The 16,467-nt window shown below is 69.6% G+C and carries 16 protein-coding genes; 11 read left to right on the plus strand and 5 right to left on the minus strand.

Annotation, left to right across the window (positions count from 1 at the left end):
- Nucleotides 1-36: 36 nt before the first annotated feature.
- The 3 genes from JGR64_RS02690 to JGR64_RS02700 all read right to left on the minus strand — a co-directional run bounded on the left by JGR64_RS02690 (nucleotide 37) and on the right by JGR64_RS02700 (nucleotide 3,516).
- A complete protein-coding gene (locus JGR64_RS02690) occupies nucleotides 37-990 on the minus strand; it encodes a ribokinase (protein ID WP_199374987.1) in 954 nt (317 codons plus the stop codon).
- A gap of 10 nt (nucleotides 991-1,000) precedes the next feature.
- Nucleotides 1,001-2,299 (minus strand): nucleoside transporter C-terminal domain-containing protein, encoded by a 1,299-nt coding sequence (locus tag JGR64_RS02695; protein WP_199374988.1) that lies wholly within the window; start codon nucleotides 2,297-2,299, stop codon nucleotides 1,001-1,003.
- Nucleotides 2,300-2,379: 80 nt separating this feature from the next.
- On the minus strand, nucleotides 2,380-3,516 hold the full coding sequence (locus JGR64_RS02700) for a GGDEF domain-containing protein (RefSeq protein ID WP_199374989.1): 1,137 nt from the start codon (nucleotides 3,514-3,516) through the stop codon (nucleotides 2,380-2,382).
- Between the two features lie 86 nt (nucleotides 3,517-3,602).
- Between JGR64_RS02700 and JGR64_RS02705 the strand changes: the two genes are divergently transcribed.
- The 7 genes from JGR64_RS02705 to JGR64_RS02735 all read left to right on the plus strand — a co-directional run bounded on the left by JGR64_RS02705 (nucleotide 3,603) and on the right by JGR64_RS02735 (nucleotide 9,288).
- Entirely contained in the window at nucleotides 3,603-4,577 is a 975-nt protein-coding gene (locus tag JGR64_RS02705) for an aldo/keto reductase (protein ID WP_199374990.1), read from the plus strand.
- 144 nt (nucleotides 4,578-4,721) lie between these two features.
- Nucleotides 4,722-4,847 (plus strand): hemin uptake protein HemP, encoded by a 126-nt coding sequence (locus JGR64_RS13995; RefSeq protein WP_343225085.1) that lies wholly within the window; start codon nucleotides 4,722-4,724, stop codon nucleotides 4,845-4,847.
- Nucleotides 4,848-4,909: 62 nt separating this feature from the next.
- Nucleotides 4,910-5,872 (plus strand): SPFH domain-containing protein, encoded by a 963-nt coding sequence (locus tag JGR64_RS02715; protein WP_199374992.1) that lies wholly within the window; start codon nucleotides 4,910-4,912, stop codon nucleotides 5,870-5,872.
- A 3-nt stretch (nucleotides 5,873-5,875) separates the two neighbouring features.
- Nucleotides 5,876-6,316 (plus strand): NfeD family protein, encoded by a 441-nt coding sequence (locus tag JGR64_RS02720; RefSeq protein WP_199374993.1) that lies wholly within the window; start codon nucleotides 5,876-5,878, stop codon nucleotides 6,314-6,316.
- Between the two features lie 52 nt (nucleotides 6,317-6,368).
- Nucleotides 6,369-7,469, plus strand: coding sequence for a glycine cleavage system aminomethyltransferase GcvT (gene gcvT, locus JGR64_RS02725; protein WP_199374994.1), 1,101 nt, complete (start codon nucleotides 6,369-6,371; stop codon nucleotides 7,467-7,469).
- 69 nt (nucleotides 7,470-7,538) lie between these two features.
- Nucleotides 7,539-7,931, plus strand: a complete 393-nt coding sequence (gene gcvH, locus JGR64_RS02730; protein ID WP_182822746.1) for a glycine cleavage system protein GcvH — start codon at nucleotides 7,539-7,541, stop codon at nucleotides 7,929-7,931.
- A gap of 823 nt (nucleotides 7,932-8,754) precedes the next feature.
- Entirely contained in the window at nucleotides 8,755-9,288 is a 534-nt protein-coding gene (locus tag JGR64_RS02735) for a hypothetical protein (protein ID WP_199374995.1), read from the plus strand.
- 104 nt (nucleotides 9,289-9,392) lie between these two features.
- Here JGR64_RS02735 and JGR64_RS02740 read toward each other — a convergent pair whose 3' ends face one another.
- Nucleotides 9,393-10,805 carry a serine hydrolase domain-containing protein gene (locus JGR64_RS02740; RefSeq protein WP_199374996.1) on the minus strand — a complete coding sequence of 471 codons (1,413 nt, stop codon included), beginning with the start codon at nucleotides 10,803-10,805 and terminating at the stop codon, nucleotides 9,393-9,395.
- A gap of 83 nt (nucleotides 10,806-10,888) precedes the next feature.
- On the opposite strand from JGR64_RS02740, the gene JGR64_RS02745 reads away from it, so the two are divergent.
- The 4 genes from JGR64_RS02745 to JGR64_RS02760 are packed head-to-tail and all read left to right on the plus strand — an operon-like array spanning nucleotide 10,889 to nucleotide 15,937.
- Nucleotides 10,889-11,491 carry a LemA family protein gene (locus tag JGR64_RS02745; RefSeq protein ID WP_199374997.1) on the plus strand — a complete coding sequence of 201 codons (603 nt, stop codon included), beginning with the start codon at nucleotides 10,889-10,891 and terminating at the stop codon, nucleotides 11,489-11,491.
- Between the two features lie 6 nt (nucleotides 11,492-11,497).
- A complete protein-coding gene (locus JGR64_RS02750) occupies nucleotides 11,498-13,381 on the plus strand; it encodes a M48 family metalloprotease (protein WP_199374998.1) in 1,884 nt (627 codons plus the stop codon).
- A 26-nt stretch (nucleotides 13,382-13,407) separates the two neighbouring features.
- Nucleotides 13,408-14,769, plus strand: coding sequence for an MFS transporter (locus tag JGR64_RS02755; RefSeq protein WP_199374999.1), 1,362 nt, complete (start codon nucleotides 13,408-13,410; stop codon nucleotides 14,767-14,769).
- Nucleotides 14,753-15,937 carry an NAD-dependent epimerase/dehydratase family protein gene (locus tag JGR64_RS02760; RefSeq protein ID WP_199375000.1) on the plus strand — a complete coding sequence of 395 codons (1,185 nt, stop codon included), beginning with the start codon at nucleotides 14,753-14,755 and terminating at the stop codon, nucleotides 15,935-15,937. The genes JGR64_RS02755 and JGR64_RS02760 overlap by 17 nt, the downstream gene beginning before the upstream one ends.
- A gap of 9 nt (nucleotides 15,938-15,946) precedes the next feature.
- On the opposite strand, the gene JGR64_RS02765 is transcribed toward JGR64_RS02760, so the two are convergent.
- Nucleotides 15,947-16,432: a hotdog fold domain-containing protein gene (locus JGR64_RS02765; RefSeq protein ID WP_199375001.1), complete on the minus strand. Its 486-nt coding sequence runs from the start codon at nucleotides 16,430-16,432 to the stop codon at nucleotides 15,947-15,949.
- Between the last annotated feature and the right edge of the window lie 35 nt (nucleotides 16,433-16,467).

A 16,467-nucleotide genomic window follows, 5' to 3' on the forward strand; every position in this document is an offset into this window, starting at 1 on the left:
TTGCCGCCGCGGCGGCAGGCGCGCGCTCGTGTGCGTTCAGGCGTCCGCGGGCAGGCGCGGCATGGCCGATGCCGCGCCCGGGAGGCGGGTGGCCTCGCCGGCGTAGCGACAGGCGAAGGCCACGTGGGCGGCGAACGGCGTCGCGGCGCCACGCGCCAGCGATGCCGCCAACGCGCCGTTGAACGCGTCGCCGGCGCCGGTGGTGTCGACCACCTCGACGCGCGTGGCGGGGCAACGGTAGAAGGCCAGCGCGTCGCCACGCAGCTGGTCTTCGCGGTGCGAGACGAAGGCGCCGGCGGCGCCCAGCGTGACCACCACGGTGCCGCGCGGCAGCAGCGCGCGGCACAGGCGATGGAGCTGCGCGTCGTCGCTGCGCACCACCGCGTCGGCGTCGATGTCGTCGTCGCAGTGGCGGGCGAGCAGGGCGGCGAACTCGGTCTCGTTCGGCGTCAGCACATCGGCCGCCGCCAGCAGTTCGCGTGGCGCCGATACATTCGCCGGCGCGGGGTTGAGCAGGGTGGTGGCGCGCGCCGCGCGTGCGATGCGCAGCGCTTCGAGCACGCTGTCGACCGGGGACTCCAGCTGCGCCAGCACCACCGCGGCGGCCGCGATCGCCGCGCCCTGCGCGGAGACGAACGCGGCCGAAAGCTCGCCGTTGGCGCCGGCGCCGATGACGATGCTGTTGCGGCCATCGCGGTCGACGTAGATGCCGGCGGTGCCGGTAGGCGCAGCCGCGTGTTGTGCGCGCAGGTCGATGCCGTCGCCGGCGGCCAGGCCGCGCGCGAGCGCGCCGCCCGGATCGTCGCCGAGCGCGCAGATGAAGGTGGTGGCTGCGCCGGCGCGCGCGCTGGCCGTGGCCTGGTTGAATCCCTTGCCGCCTGGGCCGCTGGCGTAGGCGCCGGCGCGGGTCTCGCCCGGCCTCGGCAGGGCGTCGCAGGTCCAGACGTGGTCGACGTTGAACGAGCCGACGACGACGACGACGCTCGCCACGGCCGCGTCCTCAGGCGCCGATGTGGGTCAGCACGCCGGCGATCGTGGCGGTCATGAGCGTGGCCACCGTGCCGCCGAGCACCGCGCGCAGGCCGAACCGCGCCAGGTCGTGGCGGCGATCCGGGGCCAGGCCGCCGATGCCGCCGATCTGGATCGCGATCGAGCTGAAGTTGGCGAAGCCGCACAGCGCGTAGGTCGCGATCAGCCGGCCTTCGCCGCTGAGCGAAACGCCTTCGACGCGGCCGTTGACGATGTCGGCGAGCTGCAGGTAGGCGACGAACTCGTTGATCACCACCTTCTGTCCGATCAGCGAGCCGACGGTGCCGGCATCGGCCCACGGCACGCCGATCAGCCAGGCCACCGGCGCCAGCACGTAGCCGAAGATCGCCGCCAGGTCGGTCGGCTTGCCGATCGCGCCCTGCAGGCCGGTGATCTCGCCGATCCAGGTGAGCGGGGCATTGATCATCGCGATCAGGGCGATGAAGGCGAGCAGCATCGCGCCGATGTTGAGCGCCAGCTTCAGGCCGTCGCCCGCGCCAGCGGCGGCGGCGTCGATGACGTTGCTGGTGGTCTTCTCGACCTCCATCTTCACCGTGCCGCGGGTCAGCGGCTCGCCGGTCTCGGGGATCAGGATCTTGGCGATCACCAGCGTGGCCGGTGCGGCCATGATGGATGCCGCGAGCAGGTGCTTGGCGTAGAACGCCTGCTGCGCCGGGTCGCCCGCGCCGAGCATGCCCACGTAGGCCGCGAGCACGCCGCCGGCGATGTGCGCCATGCCGCCGATCATCATGGTGATCAGCTCGGACTCGGTCATACGCGAGATGTAGGGGCGCACGGTAAGCGGCGCCTCGGTCTGGCCGATGAACACGCTGGCGCAGACGCTGGTGGTCTCGGCGCCCGACACGCGCATCACCTTGGTGATGGCCAGCGCCATGATGCGGACGACGAACTGCATGATGCCGAGGTGGTACATCACCGCCATCAGCGAGGCGAAGAAGATGATCGTCGGCAGCACCTGGAAGGCGAAGATGAAGCCGTAGGTCTGGGTGTCCATCAGGCTGCCGAAGATGAAGGCGGAGCCGGCGTTCACGAAGCCGAGGACACGCACGAACAGCTGGCCGAGCCAGTCGAAGACCTCGCGCCCGCCCGGTACCAGCAGCACGAGCGCGGCGAACGCGATCTGCAGCGTCACGCCGGTCACCACCAGTTTCCAGTCGACCCGTCCGCGGTTGTTGGAAAACAGCCAGGTGACCGCGATCAGCACGACCAGTCCGAACAGGCCGAAGCCGATGCGCGACAATACTTCCATCCTGACCCCGTTCCCCGGACAGCCGCGGGTGCGCGGCGACGGGGCAGACTAGTGCACGCCGGCGGTGCCGGCAACCGCGGTCACGCGTCGCGGGCGGCGATACGGTTGCCGCCGGCGGCCTTGGCCTGCTTGAGCCGGCGGTCGGCGCAGCCCAGCAGCGCGGACGTGTTGCCGCCGTCGTGCGGCCACGCAGCCAGCCCGGCGCTGAACGTGAACGCGAAGGCGTCGGAGCCGCGCTCCGGCAGGAACGGGCGCTCCGCCAGGTCACGCCGCAGGCGGTCGAGGCGCTCCCAGGCGCTGCCCACCGGGCACTGCAACACGATCACGAATTCCTGGCCGCCGATCCGCGCGAGGTGTTCGTCGGCGGCCAGGACGCCGCTCATCGTCGCGGCGATGTGGCGCAGGGCGCGATCGCCCACCTGCGGCCCGGCCTCGTCGTTGACGCGCTTGAAGCGGTCGATGTCCAGCAGCACCAGCGTCAGCGACGCGCCCGCGTTGCGTGCGGTGGCGAACACGTGGGGCATGCGCTGCAGCAGCCACGAGCGGTTGGGCAGGCCGGTCAGGCCGTCGTGCCCGGACAGTTCGACCAGCCGCTGCATGCGGTGGACCAGGGTGGCCGCCAGGCCGGTGGCGAGCACCAGCAGCGCCATCCGCGAGACCTGTCCGCCGATGCCGACCGCACCGTGTTCCGGCGACAGCAGCGCGTCGTGCACCGGCGCGGTGGCCAGCAGCACCCCCACCAGCACCGCGTACTGCACGATCGCCAGCGCGCCGACGAACAGCGTCACGCGCCCGTTGTTGCGCAGTGCCGTGAACCAGATGGCGATGAGGTAGAAGCACCAGGCCACCACGGTGTGGAGGCCGGCCATGGGGTCATCGAGCGCCAGCAGCACGAGCGCCGCGGTGGTCAGGGTCACGTCCCAGGCGCCGGTGGCGTAGGGCAGCCACGGCCAGCGGCGCGCGTGCCGCGCCAGCGCAAGCCACAGCATCGCCATGGCATTGGCGAGCACGGCCGCGCCGAGTCCAAGCAGGACCTGTGGCGTACCGGCCCCGGTGATCGCCGCCACCAGCGGCAGCAGCAGGATCAGCGCCGACAGCACCGCGCGTACCTTGGCCACCAGGCGCTCACCCGATGCGCCGAGTTCGCGCATGAGTTCGTCCGGCGGCGCCAGCAGGCGCTGCAGCGTGTCGCGGATCCGGCCTTCACTGGCGTGCATCGGTCTGTGTCCCCACGTCCGGCCCGCAGGATAGCGCGCCGCGCCGCGCGTACACTGCGGCGCTCGACAAGGACTGGAGCAGGCGGGTGGACTACCGAAGGCTTGGCGCGTCCGGACTGGCGCTGTCGGCGCTGTCGCTGGGCGCGTGGACGACGTTCGGTTCCGGCATCGGACGTGGTGCGGCGCGGGACCTGGTGGCCGCCGCCTGGGACCACGGCATCAACTTCTTCGACAACGCCGAGGGCTACGCCAACGGCGAGGCCGAGCGCGTGATGGGCGATGTGATCGCCGACCTGCGCCTGCCGCGCGACGGGTTCGCGGTATCGAGCAAGGTGATGTTCGGATCCGCCGCCGATCCGCTGCCCATGCAGCGCGGGCTGTCGCGCAAGCACGTGCACGACGCATGCCATGGCGCGCTCAGGCGCCTGCGCGTCGATTACCTCGACCTTTATTTCTGCCATCGCCCGGATCCCGATGTGCCCGTGGCGGAGACGGTCGCGGCGATGGACGCGCTGATCCGCCAGGGCAAGGTGCTGTACTGGGGGACGTCGGAGTGGCCGGCCGCGCTGGTGCGCGAGGCGCATGCGGTAGCGCGTGCCCACCACTGGCACCCGCCTTCCATGGAGCAGCCGCAGTACAACCTGCTGCACCGCCGCCGCGTGGAGCTGGAGTACGCACCGCTGTACGCCGAGTTCGGCATGGGCACCACGGTGTGGTCGCCGCTCGCCTCGGGGCTGCTGACCGGAAAGTATGGCGCCGGCATCCCGGCGGACAGTCGGCTGGGGCGCGATGCCGACCTGGCGCGGATGGTCATCGAGGGCGAGGAAGGCGAGGGTGATCGAGTCGCGCGTGCGCAGCGGTTCGCAGCGCTCGCCGCGGAGCTGGGCGTGGCGCCAGCCGCGCTGGCGATCGCCTGGTGCCTGCGCAACCCGCACGTGTCCACGGTGCTGCTGGGGGCGAGCCGGGTTGCGCAGCTGCTCGAGAACCTGGGTGCACTGGCACTGGCCCGTGAACTCGACGACGCCGCGTTCGCGCGTGCCGAGGCGGTCACCGCGCGCTGATCTTCCTGTTGACACGCAAATGAGAATCATTAGCATTGCTGGCTCACATCGCGACGGAGCCCTGCAATGCTTGCCTCCCAGTACGAGCCCAACACGTCCCAGGTCGTGGACACGCTGTCCGCGCACGCGCCGTATGCCGCACCCATGGCAATACAGTCGCTCGAAAGCGTGCAACTGCTGCATGGCCAGCGCGAAGTGCTGATCCGCCATGGCAACGAGGTCTATCGCCTGCGCCACACCCGCAACGACAAGCTGATCCTCACCAAGTAAGGGTCACAGGTGGTCTCCAGGCGCCGTCTATACTCCAGATCAACAACTGGGGAGTGTGTGCAATGGCTGGAGGGACCTTCATCGCCGCGGTACTGGCGGTCGCGTTCATCGTCTTCTTCTTCAAGATGGTCCGCATCGTGCCGCAGGGCTTCGAGTGGACGGTCGAGCGCTTCGGCAAGTACACGCACACGCTGTCGCCGGGCCTGCACCTGCTGATCCCGGTGATGCAGGCGATCGGCCGCAAGGTCAACGTGATGGAACAGGTTCTCGATGTGCCATCCCAGGAGGTCATCACCAAGGACAACGCCGTGGTGAAGGTCGATGGCGTGGTGTTCTTCCAGGTGCTCGATGCCGCCAAGGCCGCTTATGAGGTGTCCAACCTCGAGGTCGCCACGATCGCGCTGGTGCAGACCAACATCCGCACCGTGATCGGCTCGATGGACCTCGACGAGTCGCTGTCCAACCGCGAGACCATCAATGCGCAGCTGCTCAATGTGGTCGACCACGCCACCAACCCCTGGGGCATCAAGGTCACCCGCATCGAGATCCGCGACATCCAGCCGCCCCGTGACCTGATCGATTCCATGGGCCGGCAGATGAAGGCCGAGCGCGACCGGCGCGCCGTGATCCTGGAAGCCGAAGGCCATCGCAGCTCGGCGATCCTGCGCGCCGAGGGCGAGAAGCAGGCGGCGATCCTGCAGGCCGAGGGCGAGCGCGAGGCTGCCTACCGCGAGGCCGAGGCGCGCGAGCGCCTGGCCGAGGCGGAGGCCAAGGCCACCGAGATGGTGTCCAACGCGATCGCCGCCGGCGACGTGCAGGCGATCAACTACTTCATCGCGCAGAAGTACGTGGAGGCGTTCCGCGAGCTCGCCACCGCGCCCAACGCCAAGTTCGTGATGATGCCGATGGAGACCAGCGGGATCATCGGCTCGATCGCCGGCATCGCCGAACTGGGCAAGGAGGCGCTGGGCAAGCAGCAGGTCGATACGCGTGCGCGGATCGACGCCAAGCGCGGCGGGGCCTGAGCCATGCGCTGGGCTGCCGATGCCACCGTCTGGGCCGCGATCGCGCTGGTGCTGATTGCCGCCGAGACCCTCATGCCGGGCGCGTTCCTGCTGTGGATGGGCATCGCCGCGGCGCTGGTCTGGCTGGTCGTGCTGCTGGTGCCGGGACTTAGCGTCCTGGCCCAGGTGATCCTGTTCGTCGCGCTCAGCGTGGTCGCGGTGCTGGCGTACCGGAAATGGTTCCGCCGTCGCGAGCGCCCGAGCGACCGCCCGCTGCTCAACCGGCGCGCCGACCAGCTGGTCGGCCGCGTGGTGCCGCTCGACCACGCCATCGTCGGTGGCCGCGGGCGGGTCAAGATCGACGATGCCTACTGGGTCGTCCGCGGCGTTGAGCTGCCCGCGGGCACGATGGTGCGGGTGGTCGGCAGCGACGGAATGGTGCTCGAGGTGCTGCTGGCGGAGTGAACTATCCAGCCGGGGCGGGGATAATGGCCGACCACTGTCCAGGAGCCGCGCCATGACCCGCAAGACGATCCTCAACCAGAGCCACCGTGACGCCGGTGCGCGGATGGTGGACTTCGGCGGCTGGGACATGCCGCTCAACTACGGCTCGCAGATCGACGAGCATCACCAGGTGCGGCGCGACGCCGGCATGTTCGACGTCTCGCACATGACCGTGGTCGACCTGCACGGTGCCCGCGTCAAGGAATTCCTGCGCCACCTGGTGGCCAACTCGGTCGACAAGCTCAAGGTGACCGGCAAGGCGCTCTACACCTGCATGCTCAACCCCCAGGGCGGGGTGATCGACGACCTGATCATCTATTACCTCGGCGACGACTTCTATCGCCTGGTGGTCAACGCCTCGACCCGCGACAAGGACCTGGCGTGGATCGGCAGCCAGGCCGAGCCGTTCGCCGTCGAGGTCCGCGAGCGCGACGACCTGGCGATGATCGCGGTGCAGGGCCCGAACGCGCGCGACAAGGTGCTGGGGCTCATCGACGAGGCGGACCGCGCGGCGGTCGCCAAGCTTGCCAAGTTCGCGGCGCGCAACGTGCGCGCGGCGTCGGGTGCGCGGTTGTTCGTTGCACGCACCGGCTACACCGGCGAGGACGGCTTTGAAGTGGTGACGGCGCAGGAGCACGCGGTGGCGCTCTGGGACGCGCTGCTCGCCGCGGGCGTGGCGCCGGCCGGGCTCGGCGCCCGCGACACGCTGCGCCTTGAAGCGGGCATGGGCCTGTATGGCCAGGACATGGACGAATCGGTCACCCCGCTGGAAGCAGCGCTGGCGTGGACCGTGTCGTTCGACGAGGGCCGCGACTTCATCGGCCGCGCCGCGCTCGAGGCGCAGCGCGACGCCGGCGACGCCCGCCAGATGATCGCCGTGGTGATGGACGACAAGGGCGTGCTGCGCCACGGCCAGAAGGTGGTCGCCGGCAACGGCGAGGGCGAGATCCTGTCCGGCACGTTCGCCCCGACGCTGGGCAAGGCGATCGCGTTCGCACGGGTGCCGGCGGGCGAGCCGGGCGAGGTGCGCGTCGACATCCGCGGCCGCGAGGTGCCCGTGCGGGTGGTGCAGTTCCCGTTCGTCCGCGACGGCAAGGCGCGCGACGGGATTTGATGCGCGCACGCCCGGCTTCGCTAAACTAGCCCCCCATTCCCCTGTCACGCCGCATCCGGAGTACTAGCCATGACCGATATCCCAGGCGACCTCATGTTCATGAAGTCCCACGAATGGACCCGCATCGAGGGCGACGGCAAGGTGACCGTCGGCATCTCGGATCATGCCCAGGGCCTGCTCGGTGACCTGGTGTACGTCGATCTTCCGGGTGTCGGTGACCGTGCCGAAGCCGGTACCGCCGCGGCGGTGGTCGAGTCGGTGAAGGCGGCGTCCGATGTGTATGCGCCGGTGTCGGGCACCATCGTCGCGGTCAACACCGCGTTGGCCGACAAGCCCGAGACCATCAACGAGGATGCGTTCGGAGAAGGCTGGCTGTTCGTGATCGAGATGGACGAGCCGGAGCAGCTCAAGGAGCTGCTCGGCCCCGACGAGTACGCAGAGCTGATCGAAGCCGACGAGTAACGGTTGTCCACGGCGCGCCGGCGGCATGCCGGCGATGCCAGGTCGACACAGCGCCGGGCGATCGCCCGGCGTTTTTTTTGGCTCTCGCAGGTCGCCGGACGCGGCAGGAAGTTTGCGCACTTTGGCGCAATCGGACATCCGCGCTACCTCGCACGGCGATCAGGGTAGGTGCGCGTGCACGCCGCGTTCACCCGTGTCACTGCGCTGCCCGATGGCAGGTCCGTATCGCACGCGTTCCCCGCGCAGGGTCGGGCGACACTCTTGAGTCAATCGCAATAGCGCTTAAAACAAGTGCTTTCGTGACAGCACGATGCATGCGTCAACTCCGCGCGACGGGAACGACATGGTCCCGGCTGCAGCTTGTCGGCCTCGCGCCTTCCCTCGGCGCGGTGCGTTCGCCTGATGCGGCCGCGATCAGGGTGTTGACAGCGAAAAAAACCGTGATTAGGTTTCGCCACAACAACAGTTGGCCACATCAGCGAGTGAGTGCGAACCCGGCGACAACATGCAACACAACACAGTCCTCCGCCCGCAAGGATGTCATGGTGGACTCAGGAGTTGTCTCCCTCGCGAAACCTCCAGGTGGGCAACGACACGCGACCCGCGGCGCCAAGCGCAGCGGGTTTTTTCGTGTCGCGCCAACAGCTTTCGATGCGACGGGACGACATGTCCACGTCGCGGGACCGGGCCAGCGATGGCCGGTCGATGTGATCCGTCCCGACGCGCCAAGCGCGTCGGCGGTTGACCGCGGGTCCGATACCCGCGGTGTGTTTCGTACTGGGCAGTAGTACCTGCAAGACCCACTGACGAGGAGAGCCATCTCATGGCCACGAAGAAAGTCGCGAAGAAGAAAACCGCCAAGAAGGCGACCAAGAAGGCCGTCCGCAAGGCGGCACCGGCGCGCAAGGCTGCCAAGAAGGTCGCGAAGAAGGTCGCCAAGAAGAAGGTAGCCAAGAAGGTCGCCAAGAAGACCGCGAAGAAGGCCACCAGGAAGGTCGCCAAGAAGGCCACCAAGAAGACCGCCAAGAAGGCAGTGAAGAAGACCGCGAAGAAGGCCGCCAAGAAGACCGCCAAGAAGGCGGTGAAGAAGACGGCGAAGAAGGCCGCCAAGAAGACCGCCAAGAAGGCGGTGAAGAAGACCGCCAAGAAGGCGGCCAAGAAGACGGCGAAGAAGGCCACCAGGAAGACCGCGAAGAAGGCGGCGACCAAGGTTGCCAAGCGCCCGGCCAAGAAGGCGGCGAAGAAGGCACCTGCAAAGAAGGCCGCGAAGAAGGCCAGCACCAAGAAGGCGAAGCCGGCCCGCAAGGCCAAAGCTCCGGTTGTCGCGATCCCCGCGGCGCCCGCGCCCCTGATGTAAGCAATCCGATTGTCGTAAGACGCGACCCCTCTCCCGTAGCCCAGGCGGGGGAGGGGTTTTTCATTTGCGGGGTGTGGCGGAGCGCGCTGCGCCGGTGCCGCGCCTTATTCGGGGCGGGCGACCGATGCCGCCGCGCCGCCACTGCCGGGACGCACGTCCCCAGTCGCAGCGTGAGGCTGCGCGGGCCTGCCGGTGTCGGTCGCCGCCTGCAGCAGTTCGTCCACCGCCTCGAAGTCGACGTCCAGCCAGCGCTGCGGCGCCAGCCCGATGGCGCTGTCGAGGATCGTCGGCAGCAGCCCCGATGGCACGCTGCTGTCGCTGTTCCACAGCAGCACCACGCCGAGGTCGCGCTCGGGAATCATCGCCATCAGTCCGCGGTAACCCTGCACGGCGCCACCGTGGAAGACCACGCGATGGCCGGAATAGTCGTAGACCCGCCAGCCGAGCGCGTAGCCGGCTTCGTTCAGGCGCTGGCGCCGCCATGACGAACTGCGCAGTTCGCCGGGCGTGGACACCAGCGACTGCTGCAGCGTGGCAAGCAGCGGCGCCGGCAGCACGTCGGGGCGCCGCCCGGATTGCGCGAGCAGCCATTGCGCCATGTCGCTGATGCTGGCGTTGACGCCCGCAGCCGGCGCGACGCGATAGTAGGTGGGCTTGGGTGTGAGCGAAGTCCAGCCGCCGCCGGCGCGCACGTGCGGGCGTGCCCAGCGCGGGCTCGCCTGGATGCCTTCGAGGCCGTAGCTGGCATCGTTCATGCCCAACGGCTTGAAGATCCGCCCGGCCACCGCTTCGCTGAAGAACTGGCCGGTGGCACCGAACACCACGTCGCCGACCAGGCTGAAGGCGATGTTCTGGTAGCTGTAACAGTCACCGACGCCGCAGGTCATCGGCGCGCTGGCCAGCTGCTGCACCAGGGTGCGGTAGTCGGCATTGCGCTCGAGGTCGCGGTCGAAGGTGTTGCGGCCGAGGCCGACACGATGGCTCAGCACGTCCGCCACGGTGAGCTGGCTTGCCGCCTGCGGATCGGAGAACCGCAGCGACGGCATGTAGTCGGCCACGTGGCTGTCCCAGCGCAGCGCACCCTCGGCGACCAGCAGCCCGGTGACGGTGCCGGCAAAGGCCTTGGACAGCGAGGCCAGGCGGAACACGGTATGTGCGTCGACCGGTTCGGCGGCGCGCACGTCGGTGATCCCATAGCCGCGCGCGCTCAGCACCTTGCCGTCGTGGACGATCGCCATCGCCAGGCCCGGCACGCGCTGGTTGGCGACGATCGCCTGCGCCATCGCCTCGAAGCGGGCGACGTCGAAATCGGTGGCCAGCGGCATCGCCTTGACGCCGGGCGGGAGCAGCGGCGCGACGTTGTTGGCCACCGCGGTCGTGGTGGGTGTGGTGGCGGGCGGCGAGGCCGCGTTCCAGGCCAGTGGTTGTGCGGCCGAACCCACTGCGACCGGGACCAGTGCGGCGAGCAGGCCGGCCCCGGCGATCAGTCGGCGCGGGCTGCGTGCTATGCCTTTCATCGGGCGAATCCCCTGCGTATGCTGCGACGGCAGGCCGATCATATTCGCCTGCTTCCGCGATTGCATGAACAAGGGGAGCTTTGATGTCCAGCTTGCTGATCCTGCTGGTAATTGTCGGCCTGGTCGTGGTCGCGCTGATGTGGGGCGTGGGCATCTACAACGGCCTGATCGCGGCCCGCAACGCCTTCAAGAACGCCTTCGCGCAGATCGATGTCCAGCTGCAGCGCCGCTTCGACCTGATCCCCAACCTGGTGGAGACCGCCAAGGGCTACCTGACGCATGAGCGCGAGACGCTGGAAGCGGTGATCGCGGCGCGTGGCGCGGCAGTGTCGGGGCTCGCGGCGGCCAAGGCCAATCCCGGCGACGCGGCGGCGATGGCCGAGCTGGCGCAGTCGCAGGGCGCGCTGAACGGCGCGCTTGGTCGCCTGCTGATGGTCGCCGAGGCCTACCCGGACCTCAAGGCCAACCAGAACATGATGCAGCTCACCGAAGAGCTGACGTCGACCGAGAACCGCGTCGCCTTCGCGCGCCAGGCCTTCAACGATTCGGTGATGGCCTACAACAACAGGCGCGAGGTGTTCCCGTCCAACATCCTGGCCGGGATGTTCAACTTCCAGCACGCGGCGCTGCTCGAGATCCCGGCCGACAAGGCCGAGGTCCGCGAGGCGCCGAAGGTCCAGTTCTGACGCGGGATGAACTTCTTCGAGCAGCAGGCCCGGGCCAGGCGCACCAGTAGCCGCCTGGTCATCCTGTTCGCGCTGGCAGTGGCCGGCATCGTGCTGGCCGTCGATCTGGCGGTGCTCGTGTTCTTCGGCGCGCACTGGGGCGTGCTGGGGTTCACCACCCTGGCGACGCTGGCGGTGATCGGTCTCGGTTCGCTGTACCGGATGGCGTCGCTGCGCGGCGGGGGAGACGCGGTCGCGCTGCAGTTCGGTGGCGTGCCCGTGCCGGAGGACACCAGCGACCGCAACCTCAGGCGGCTGCGCAACGTGGTCGAGGAGATCGCGATCGCCTCCGGCGTGCCGGTCCCCAAGCTCTACGTGCTCGAGGACGAAACGGCGATCAACGCCTTCGCCGCCGGCTACTCGCCGTCCGACGCCGCGATCGCGGTCACGCGCGGTGCGCTCGACCGCCTCAACCGCGACGAGCTTCAGGGCGTCATCGCGCATGAGTTCAGCCACGTGCTCAACGGCGACATGCGCCTCAGCATCCGCCTGATCGGCGTGCTGTTCGGCATCCTCATGATCAGCCTGATCGGCCGCAAGATCCTGTGGCTCGGTGGCGGCCGCAGCCGCAACGGCGCCGCGATCATGGTCGCCGCGCTGGTGGCGCTGGCGGTCGGCAGCATCGGCCTGCTGTTCGGCCGCATGATCAAGGCCAGCGTCAGCCGCACGCGCGAACGCCTGGCCGATGCCTCGGCGGTGCAGTTCACGCGCCAGACCTCCGGCCTCGCCGGTGCGCTGAAGAAGATCGCCGGGCTGCCGGCCGGCGCGCGCCTCAACGACCGCGCCGACGCCGAGGAGGCCAGCCACATGCTGTTCGGTGACGGCGTGGGGTTGAGCGGACTGTTCGCCACGCATCCGCCGCTGCTCGAGCGGATCCAGGCGCTGGAGCCGTCGTTCCGCGCCGACCAGCTCGAACACCTGCGCGCGCAGTGGATGGTCGCGCCGCCGTCGGGGCTGGAAGAAGACGTGCGGCTGGGCTTCGACAGCCAGGCCGGTGGGCTTCCGGCGCGCGACGCGCGCATCAACATCACCCCGCCCATGGTGGCCGCCCAGGTCGCCAACCCCGAGCCCGGCGACTACCTGCGCGCCGACGCGATCGCGCGCAGCCTGCCGGCGCCGCTGCGCGCGCTGGCGCAGTCGCGCGAAACCGTGGTGCCGCTGCTGATCGGGCTGCTGCTCGATGCCGATGACACGATCCGCACGCGCCAGGCCACCGAGGCCAGCGCGCGCCTGGGCCACGTCGTGGCCGATGCCGCCATGGCGCTGCAGCGCGGCGAGCTGGCCGGCCTGCACCCGATGTTGCGCCTGCCGCTGGCCGCGATCGCCTTCCCCGTGCTGCGCCGCAGGCCGCGCCCGGAGCTGGAGTCGATCCTCGATACCGTGCACGCCATGGTCCACTGCGATGGACGCGTGTCGCTGTTCGAATACTGCATGGCGCGACTGCTCGAAGTGCAGCTGCGCGAGTCCCTGGATCCGCGCCGCCACGCGCGCTTCGGCCGCCGCAAGCCGGACAGCCTGCGCGAGGAGTTCGCCACGCTGCTCGCGGTTGTCGCGCAGGCCGGCAATCCCGACGATCGCGCCGAGGCCCAGCGCGCCTATCTCGCCGGCCTGCAGCGCGTGCTGCCGCGTGACCACCTGCCGTACGCGCCACCGGCCGATGGCGTGCTGGCCCTGGATGACGTCTGGCCGGCGCTGGACGGACTGGAGCCGCTTGCCAAGCAGATGATGGTCGAGGCGGTGACCGCGGCGGCCAGCCACGATGGCCGCATCTCGGTGGCCGAGGCGGAGCTGCTGCGCACGATCTGCGCGGTGCTGCACTGCCCGCTGCCACCGATGCTCGAGCACGGCTGAGCGATCCGCCAGATGGCAGCACAACAATGAGCAAGGTGACGGCCGGGGACACCCGGCGGTTTGGGCGTTTCCGCGCCGAGCTGGGAGCATCGCCGCAGCTGTGGTGGGCGATGCTGTATTTCTTCTGCCTGCTCTGCGGCTACTACGTGCTGCGCCCGGTGCGCGACGCCATGGGATCGTCCGCCGATGCGGCGGCGGTGTTCCCGCGCGGACTGATCGCGCTTGGCGAACGGCACGGCTTCGCGGTCGGCGACTTCACCCTGCAGCTGCTGTTCACCGCCACGTTCATCGCGATGGTCCTGCTGCAGCCGCTGTACGGCGCGCTGGTGTCGCGCTTCCCGCGCCGCGTGTTCCTGCCGGCGGTGTACCTGGTCTTCATCGGCTGCCTGCTCGGATTCTGGTGGGCGTTCGACAGCGGCGCCGCCGGTCGTGGCGCGCTGTTCTTCGTCTGGGTGGCGGTGTTCAACCTGTTCGCGGTCACGGTGTTCTGGAGCTTCATGGCCGACGTGTTCGACAACGCACACGCCAAGCAGGTCTACGGCTACATCGGTGCCGGCGGCACGGTGGGCGCGCTGCTCGGTCCGGCGATCACCCGGGTACTGGTGGAGCCGGTGGGCGTGGCCAACCTGCTGCTGGTCTCCGCCGGCTTCCTCTGCGTGTGCCTGTTGTGCATCTACAAGCTGCGGCCGTGGGCGAAGCGGCGCGAGCAGGCGCAGGGCAACGGCGACGGCCGGCCGATGGGCGGGTCCGTGCTCGCCGGCCTGCGCCTGGTCTGGCAGCGTCCGCTGCTGCGCGCGCTGGCCGTGCTGATGTTCTTCGGGGTCGGCGTGGGCACGATCCTCTACAACGAGCAGGCGGCGATCGCGCGCGCCGCGTTCGCGACCGCCGAGGCGCGCACCGCGTACTACTCGATGATCGACGGCGCGATCAACCTGCTGACCATCCTGGTGCAGCTGCTGTTGACCCGGTTCCTGCTGCAGCGCTACGGCATCGCACCGCTGCTGCTTCTGCCGGCGCTGGCGATCGTGCTGGGTTTCGCGCTGCTGTCGGCGTCGCCGCTGCCGGTGCTGGTGGCGATGGTGCAGATCGTCACCCGGGCGAGCGAGTTCTCGCTCGCCAAGCCGGCACGGGAGACCGTGTACACGCGCGTCGACCGCGAGGAGCGCTACAAGGCGAAGGCGGTGATCGACACGGCGATCTACCGGGGCGGTGACCTGACCTTCGTCTGGGCGCACAAGGCGCTGTCGGCGCTGGGGTCGCACGTGGTGTTCATGGCCGGCCTGGGCATCGCCCTGGGCATGACCTACGGCGCATGGCGCGTGGTGCGCGCCGAGCGCAGTCTCCCGCAGGACACCCGCGTGGAGCCCGAGCATGGCAAGTCGACGTGAACTGTTGAAGGCAGGCCTGGCCTGTGCCGTAGCCGCCGCCTTGCCGGCGTGCGCGCGTACCGCGGCCAGGGATGCCGCGCCCGCCGGCGGCACGCCGCTGAAGATCCTGGTGCTGGGTGGGACAGGCTTCCTCGGCCCGCATTTCGTCGCCGCCGCACGTGCGCGCGGCCATGCGCTGACCCTGTTCAATCGCGGCAAGAGCAACCCGGGCCGTTTCGAGGGTGAAGAGTTCGCCGATATCGAACAGCTGCGCGGCGACCGCAAGGTCGACCTGTCGGCGCTTGGCGACACGCGCCGCTGGGACGCGGTACTCGACACTTCGGCCTACATACCGGGCGACGTCACGCGGTCGGCGCGACTGCTGGCGAAGCGGGTGGACCGCTACCTGGTCGTCTCTTCGATCTCGGTGTACGCGAAGACCGACACGCCGGGGCAGGGCGAAGACGCGCCGCTGGCGACGCTCGCCGACCCGACGGTGACCGAAGTGAGCGGTGAGACCTACGGCGCGCTGAAGGCGTTGTGCGAGCGCGCAGCGGAAGCCGAGCTGCCGGGCCGCACGATGGTGGTGCGCCCCGGCCTGATCGTCGGTCCCGGCGACACCACCGATCGTTTCACTTACTGGCCGGCGCGCGCCGATCGCGGCGGCGAAATCCTCGCGCCGGGTTCGACCGACGATCCGACGCAGTTCATCGACGTGCGCGACCTGGCCGATTTCCTGCTGCTGGCGCTCGAGCAGCGCCACACGGGCATCGTCAACGCCGACGCGCCCGCGGGTTCGATCACCATGGGCCGGCTGCTGGCGACCTGCCAGGAGGTATCGCGTCGCATGAACACCATCCAGTGCGTGCGCGCGCCGTGTCCGCAGCCGCCGGGCCACGATTCGACGCTGACCTGGGTGGCGGCCGAATTCCTCGAGGCGCAGGGCGTGTCCGCCTGGCAGGACATGCCGGCGTGGATTCCCGCGGAAGGCGACTACGCCGGTTTCGGACGCATCAGCACGGCACGCGCGCAGGCGCTGGGATTGCGCACGCGTCCGCTGGACGACACGGTGGCCGCGACACTGGAGTACTGGCACTCGCTGCCGGACGAGCGCAAGGCGCAGCCCAAGGCCGGGCTGTCGCCGCAACGCGAGGCCGAGGTACTCCAGGCTTGGCACGCACACCGCTGAGGCGCGCGCTCAGGGATTCGGCGCGCCCATCGGGCGTGGCGAAAGCCACATCGAGATCCGCGCACGGAATACCGGGTCGCCCGCGGCATCGCTGACCACCACGTCCACCGGCAGCGCATAGCCCTGGTCCGCGCCCACCACCGGCTGCGCCGGTGTTGCCACCGCGCGCATCGTGCCCACCGCCTTCTTCAGGTATTCCACCTGCATGCCCTTGGGAATCCAGCGCATCGATGGCGGCAGGCTGGCGTCGGTCACCAGCCCGCCGCTGAGTTCGGCGAGGTTGCAAAGCGCGATCGCGTGCACGGTGTCGATGTGGTTGCTCACGCGCCGGCGGTGGCGCAACGTCGCTTCACAGCGACCGGGCTCGAGGCGTTCCACCAGCGGCGAGATGCTGGCGAAGTAGGGCGCCTTCAGGCACACCAGGCGCGAGAACAGCCAGCGCCCGCCCGGCCAGCGGCTGAAGCGGCGATGCAGCGCGATGAGGCGGTTTTGCATGCGCGTCTCCCGCGCCTGCGACGTTGCGCAGGCGC

Origin of the sequence: Luteimonas sp. MC1572, from assembly GCF_016615815.1 — a bacterium.
Classification (GTDB): domain Bacteria; phylum Pseudomonadota; class Gammaproteobacteria; order Xanthomonadales; family Xanthomonadaceae; genus Luteimonas.

Bases quoted from the DNA above. Each gene is read 5' to 3' on its own strand.
- JGR64_RS13995 (WP_343225085.1), top strand. From the start codon at position 4,722: ATGGCAATACAGTCGCTCGAAAGCGTGCAACTGCTGCATGGCCAGCGC.
- JGR64_RS02720 (WP_199374993.1), top strand. From the start codon at position 5,876: ATGCGCTGGGCTGCCGATGCCACCGTCTGGGCCGCGATCGCGCTGGTG.
- gcvT (WP_199374994.1), top strand. From the start codon at position 6,369: ATGACCCGCAAGACGATCCTCAACCAGAGCCACCGTGACGCCGGTGCG.
- JGR64_RS02760 (WP_199375000.1), top strand. From the start codon at position 14,753: ATGGCAAGTCGACGTGAACTGTTGAAGGCAGGCCTGGCCTGTGCCGTA.
- JGR64_RS02735 (WP_199374995.1), top strand. From the start codon at position 8,755: ATGGCCACGAAGAAAGTCGCGAAGAAGAAAACCGCCAAGAAGGCGACC.
- JGR64_RS02695 (WP_199374988.1), bottom strand. From the start codon at position 2,299: ATGGAAGTATTGTCGCGCATCGGCTTCGGCCTGTTCGGACTGGTCGTG.
- JGR64_RS02750 (WP_199374998.1), top strand. From the start codon at position 11,498: ATGAACTTCTTCGAGCAGCAGGCCCGGGCCAGGCGCACCAGTAGCCGC.
- JGR64_RS02700 (WP_199374989.1), bottom strand. From the start codon at position 3,516: ATGCACGCCAGTGAAGGCCGGATCCGCGACACGCTGCAGCGCCTGCTG.
- JGR64_RS02715 (WP_199374992.1), top strand. From the start codon at position 4,910: ATGGCTGGAGGGACCTTCATCGCCGCGGTACTGGCGGTCGCGTTCATC.
- JGR64_RS02745 (WP_199374997.1), top strand. From the start codon at position 10,889: ATGTCCAGCTTGCTGATCCTGCTGGTAATTGTCGGCCTGGTCGTGGTC.
- gcvH (WP_182822746.1), top strand. From the start codon at position 7,539: ATGACCGATATCCCAGGCGACCTCATGTTCATGAAGTCCCACGAATGG.
- JGR64_RS02755 (WP_199374999.1), top strand. From the start codon at position 13,408: ATGAGCAAGGTGACGGCCGGGGACACCCGGCGGTTTGGGCGTTTCCGC.
- JGR64_RS02765 (WP_199375001.1), bottom strand. From the start codon at position 16,432: ATGCAAAACCGCCTCATCGCGCTGCATCGCCGCTTCAGCCGCTGGCCG.
- JGR64_RS02740 (WP_199374996.1), bottom strand. From the start codon at position 10,805: ATGAAAGGCATAGCACGCAGCCCGCGCCGACTGATCGCCGGGGCCGGC.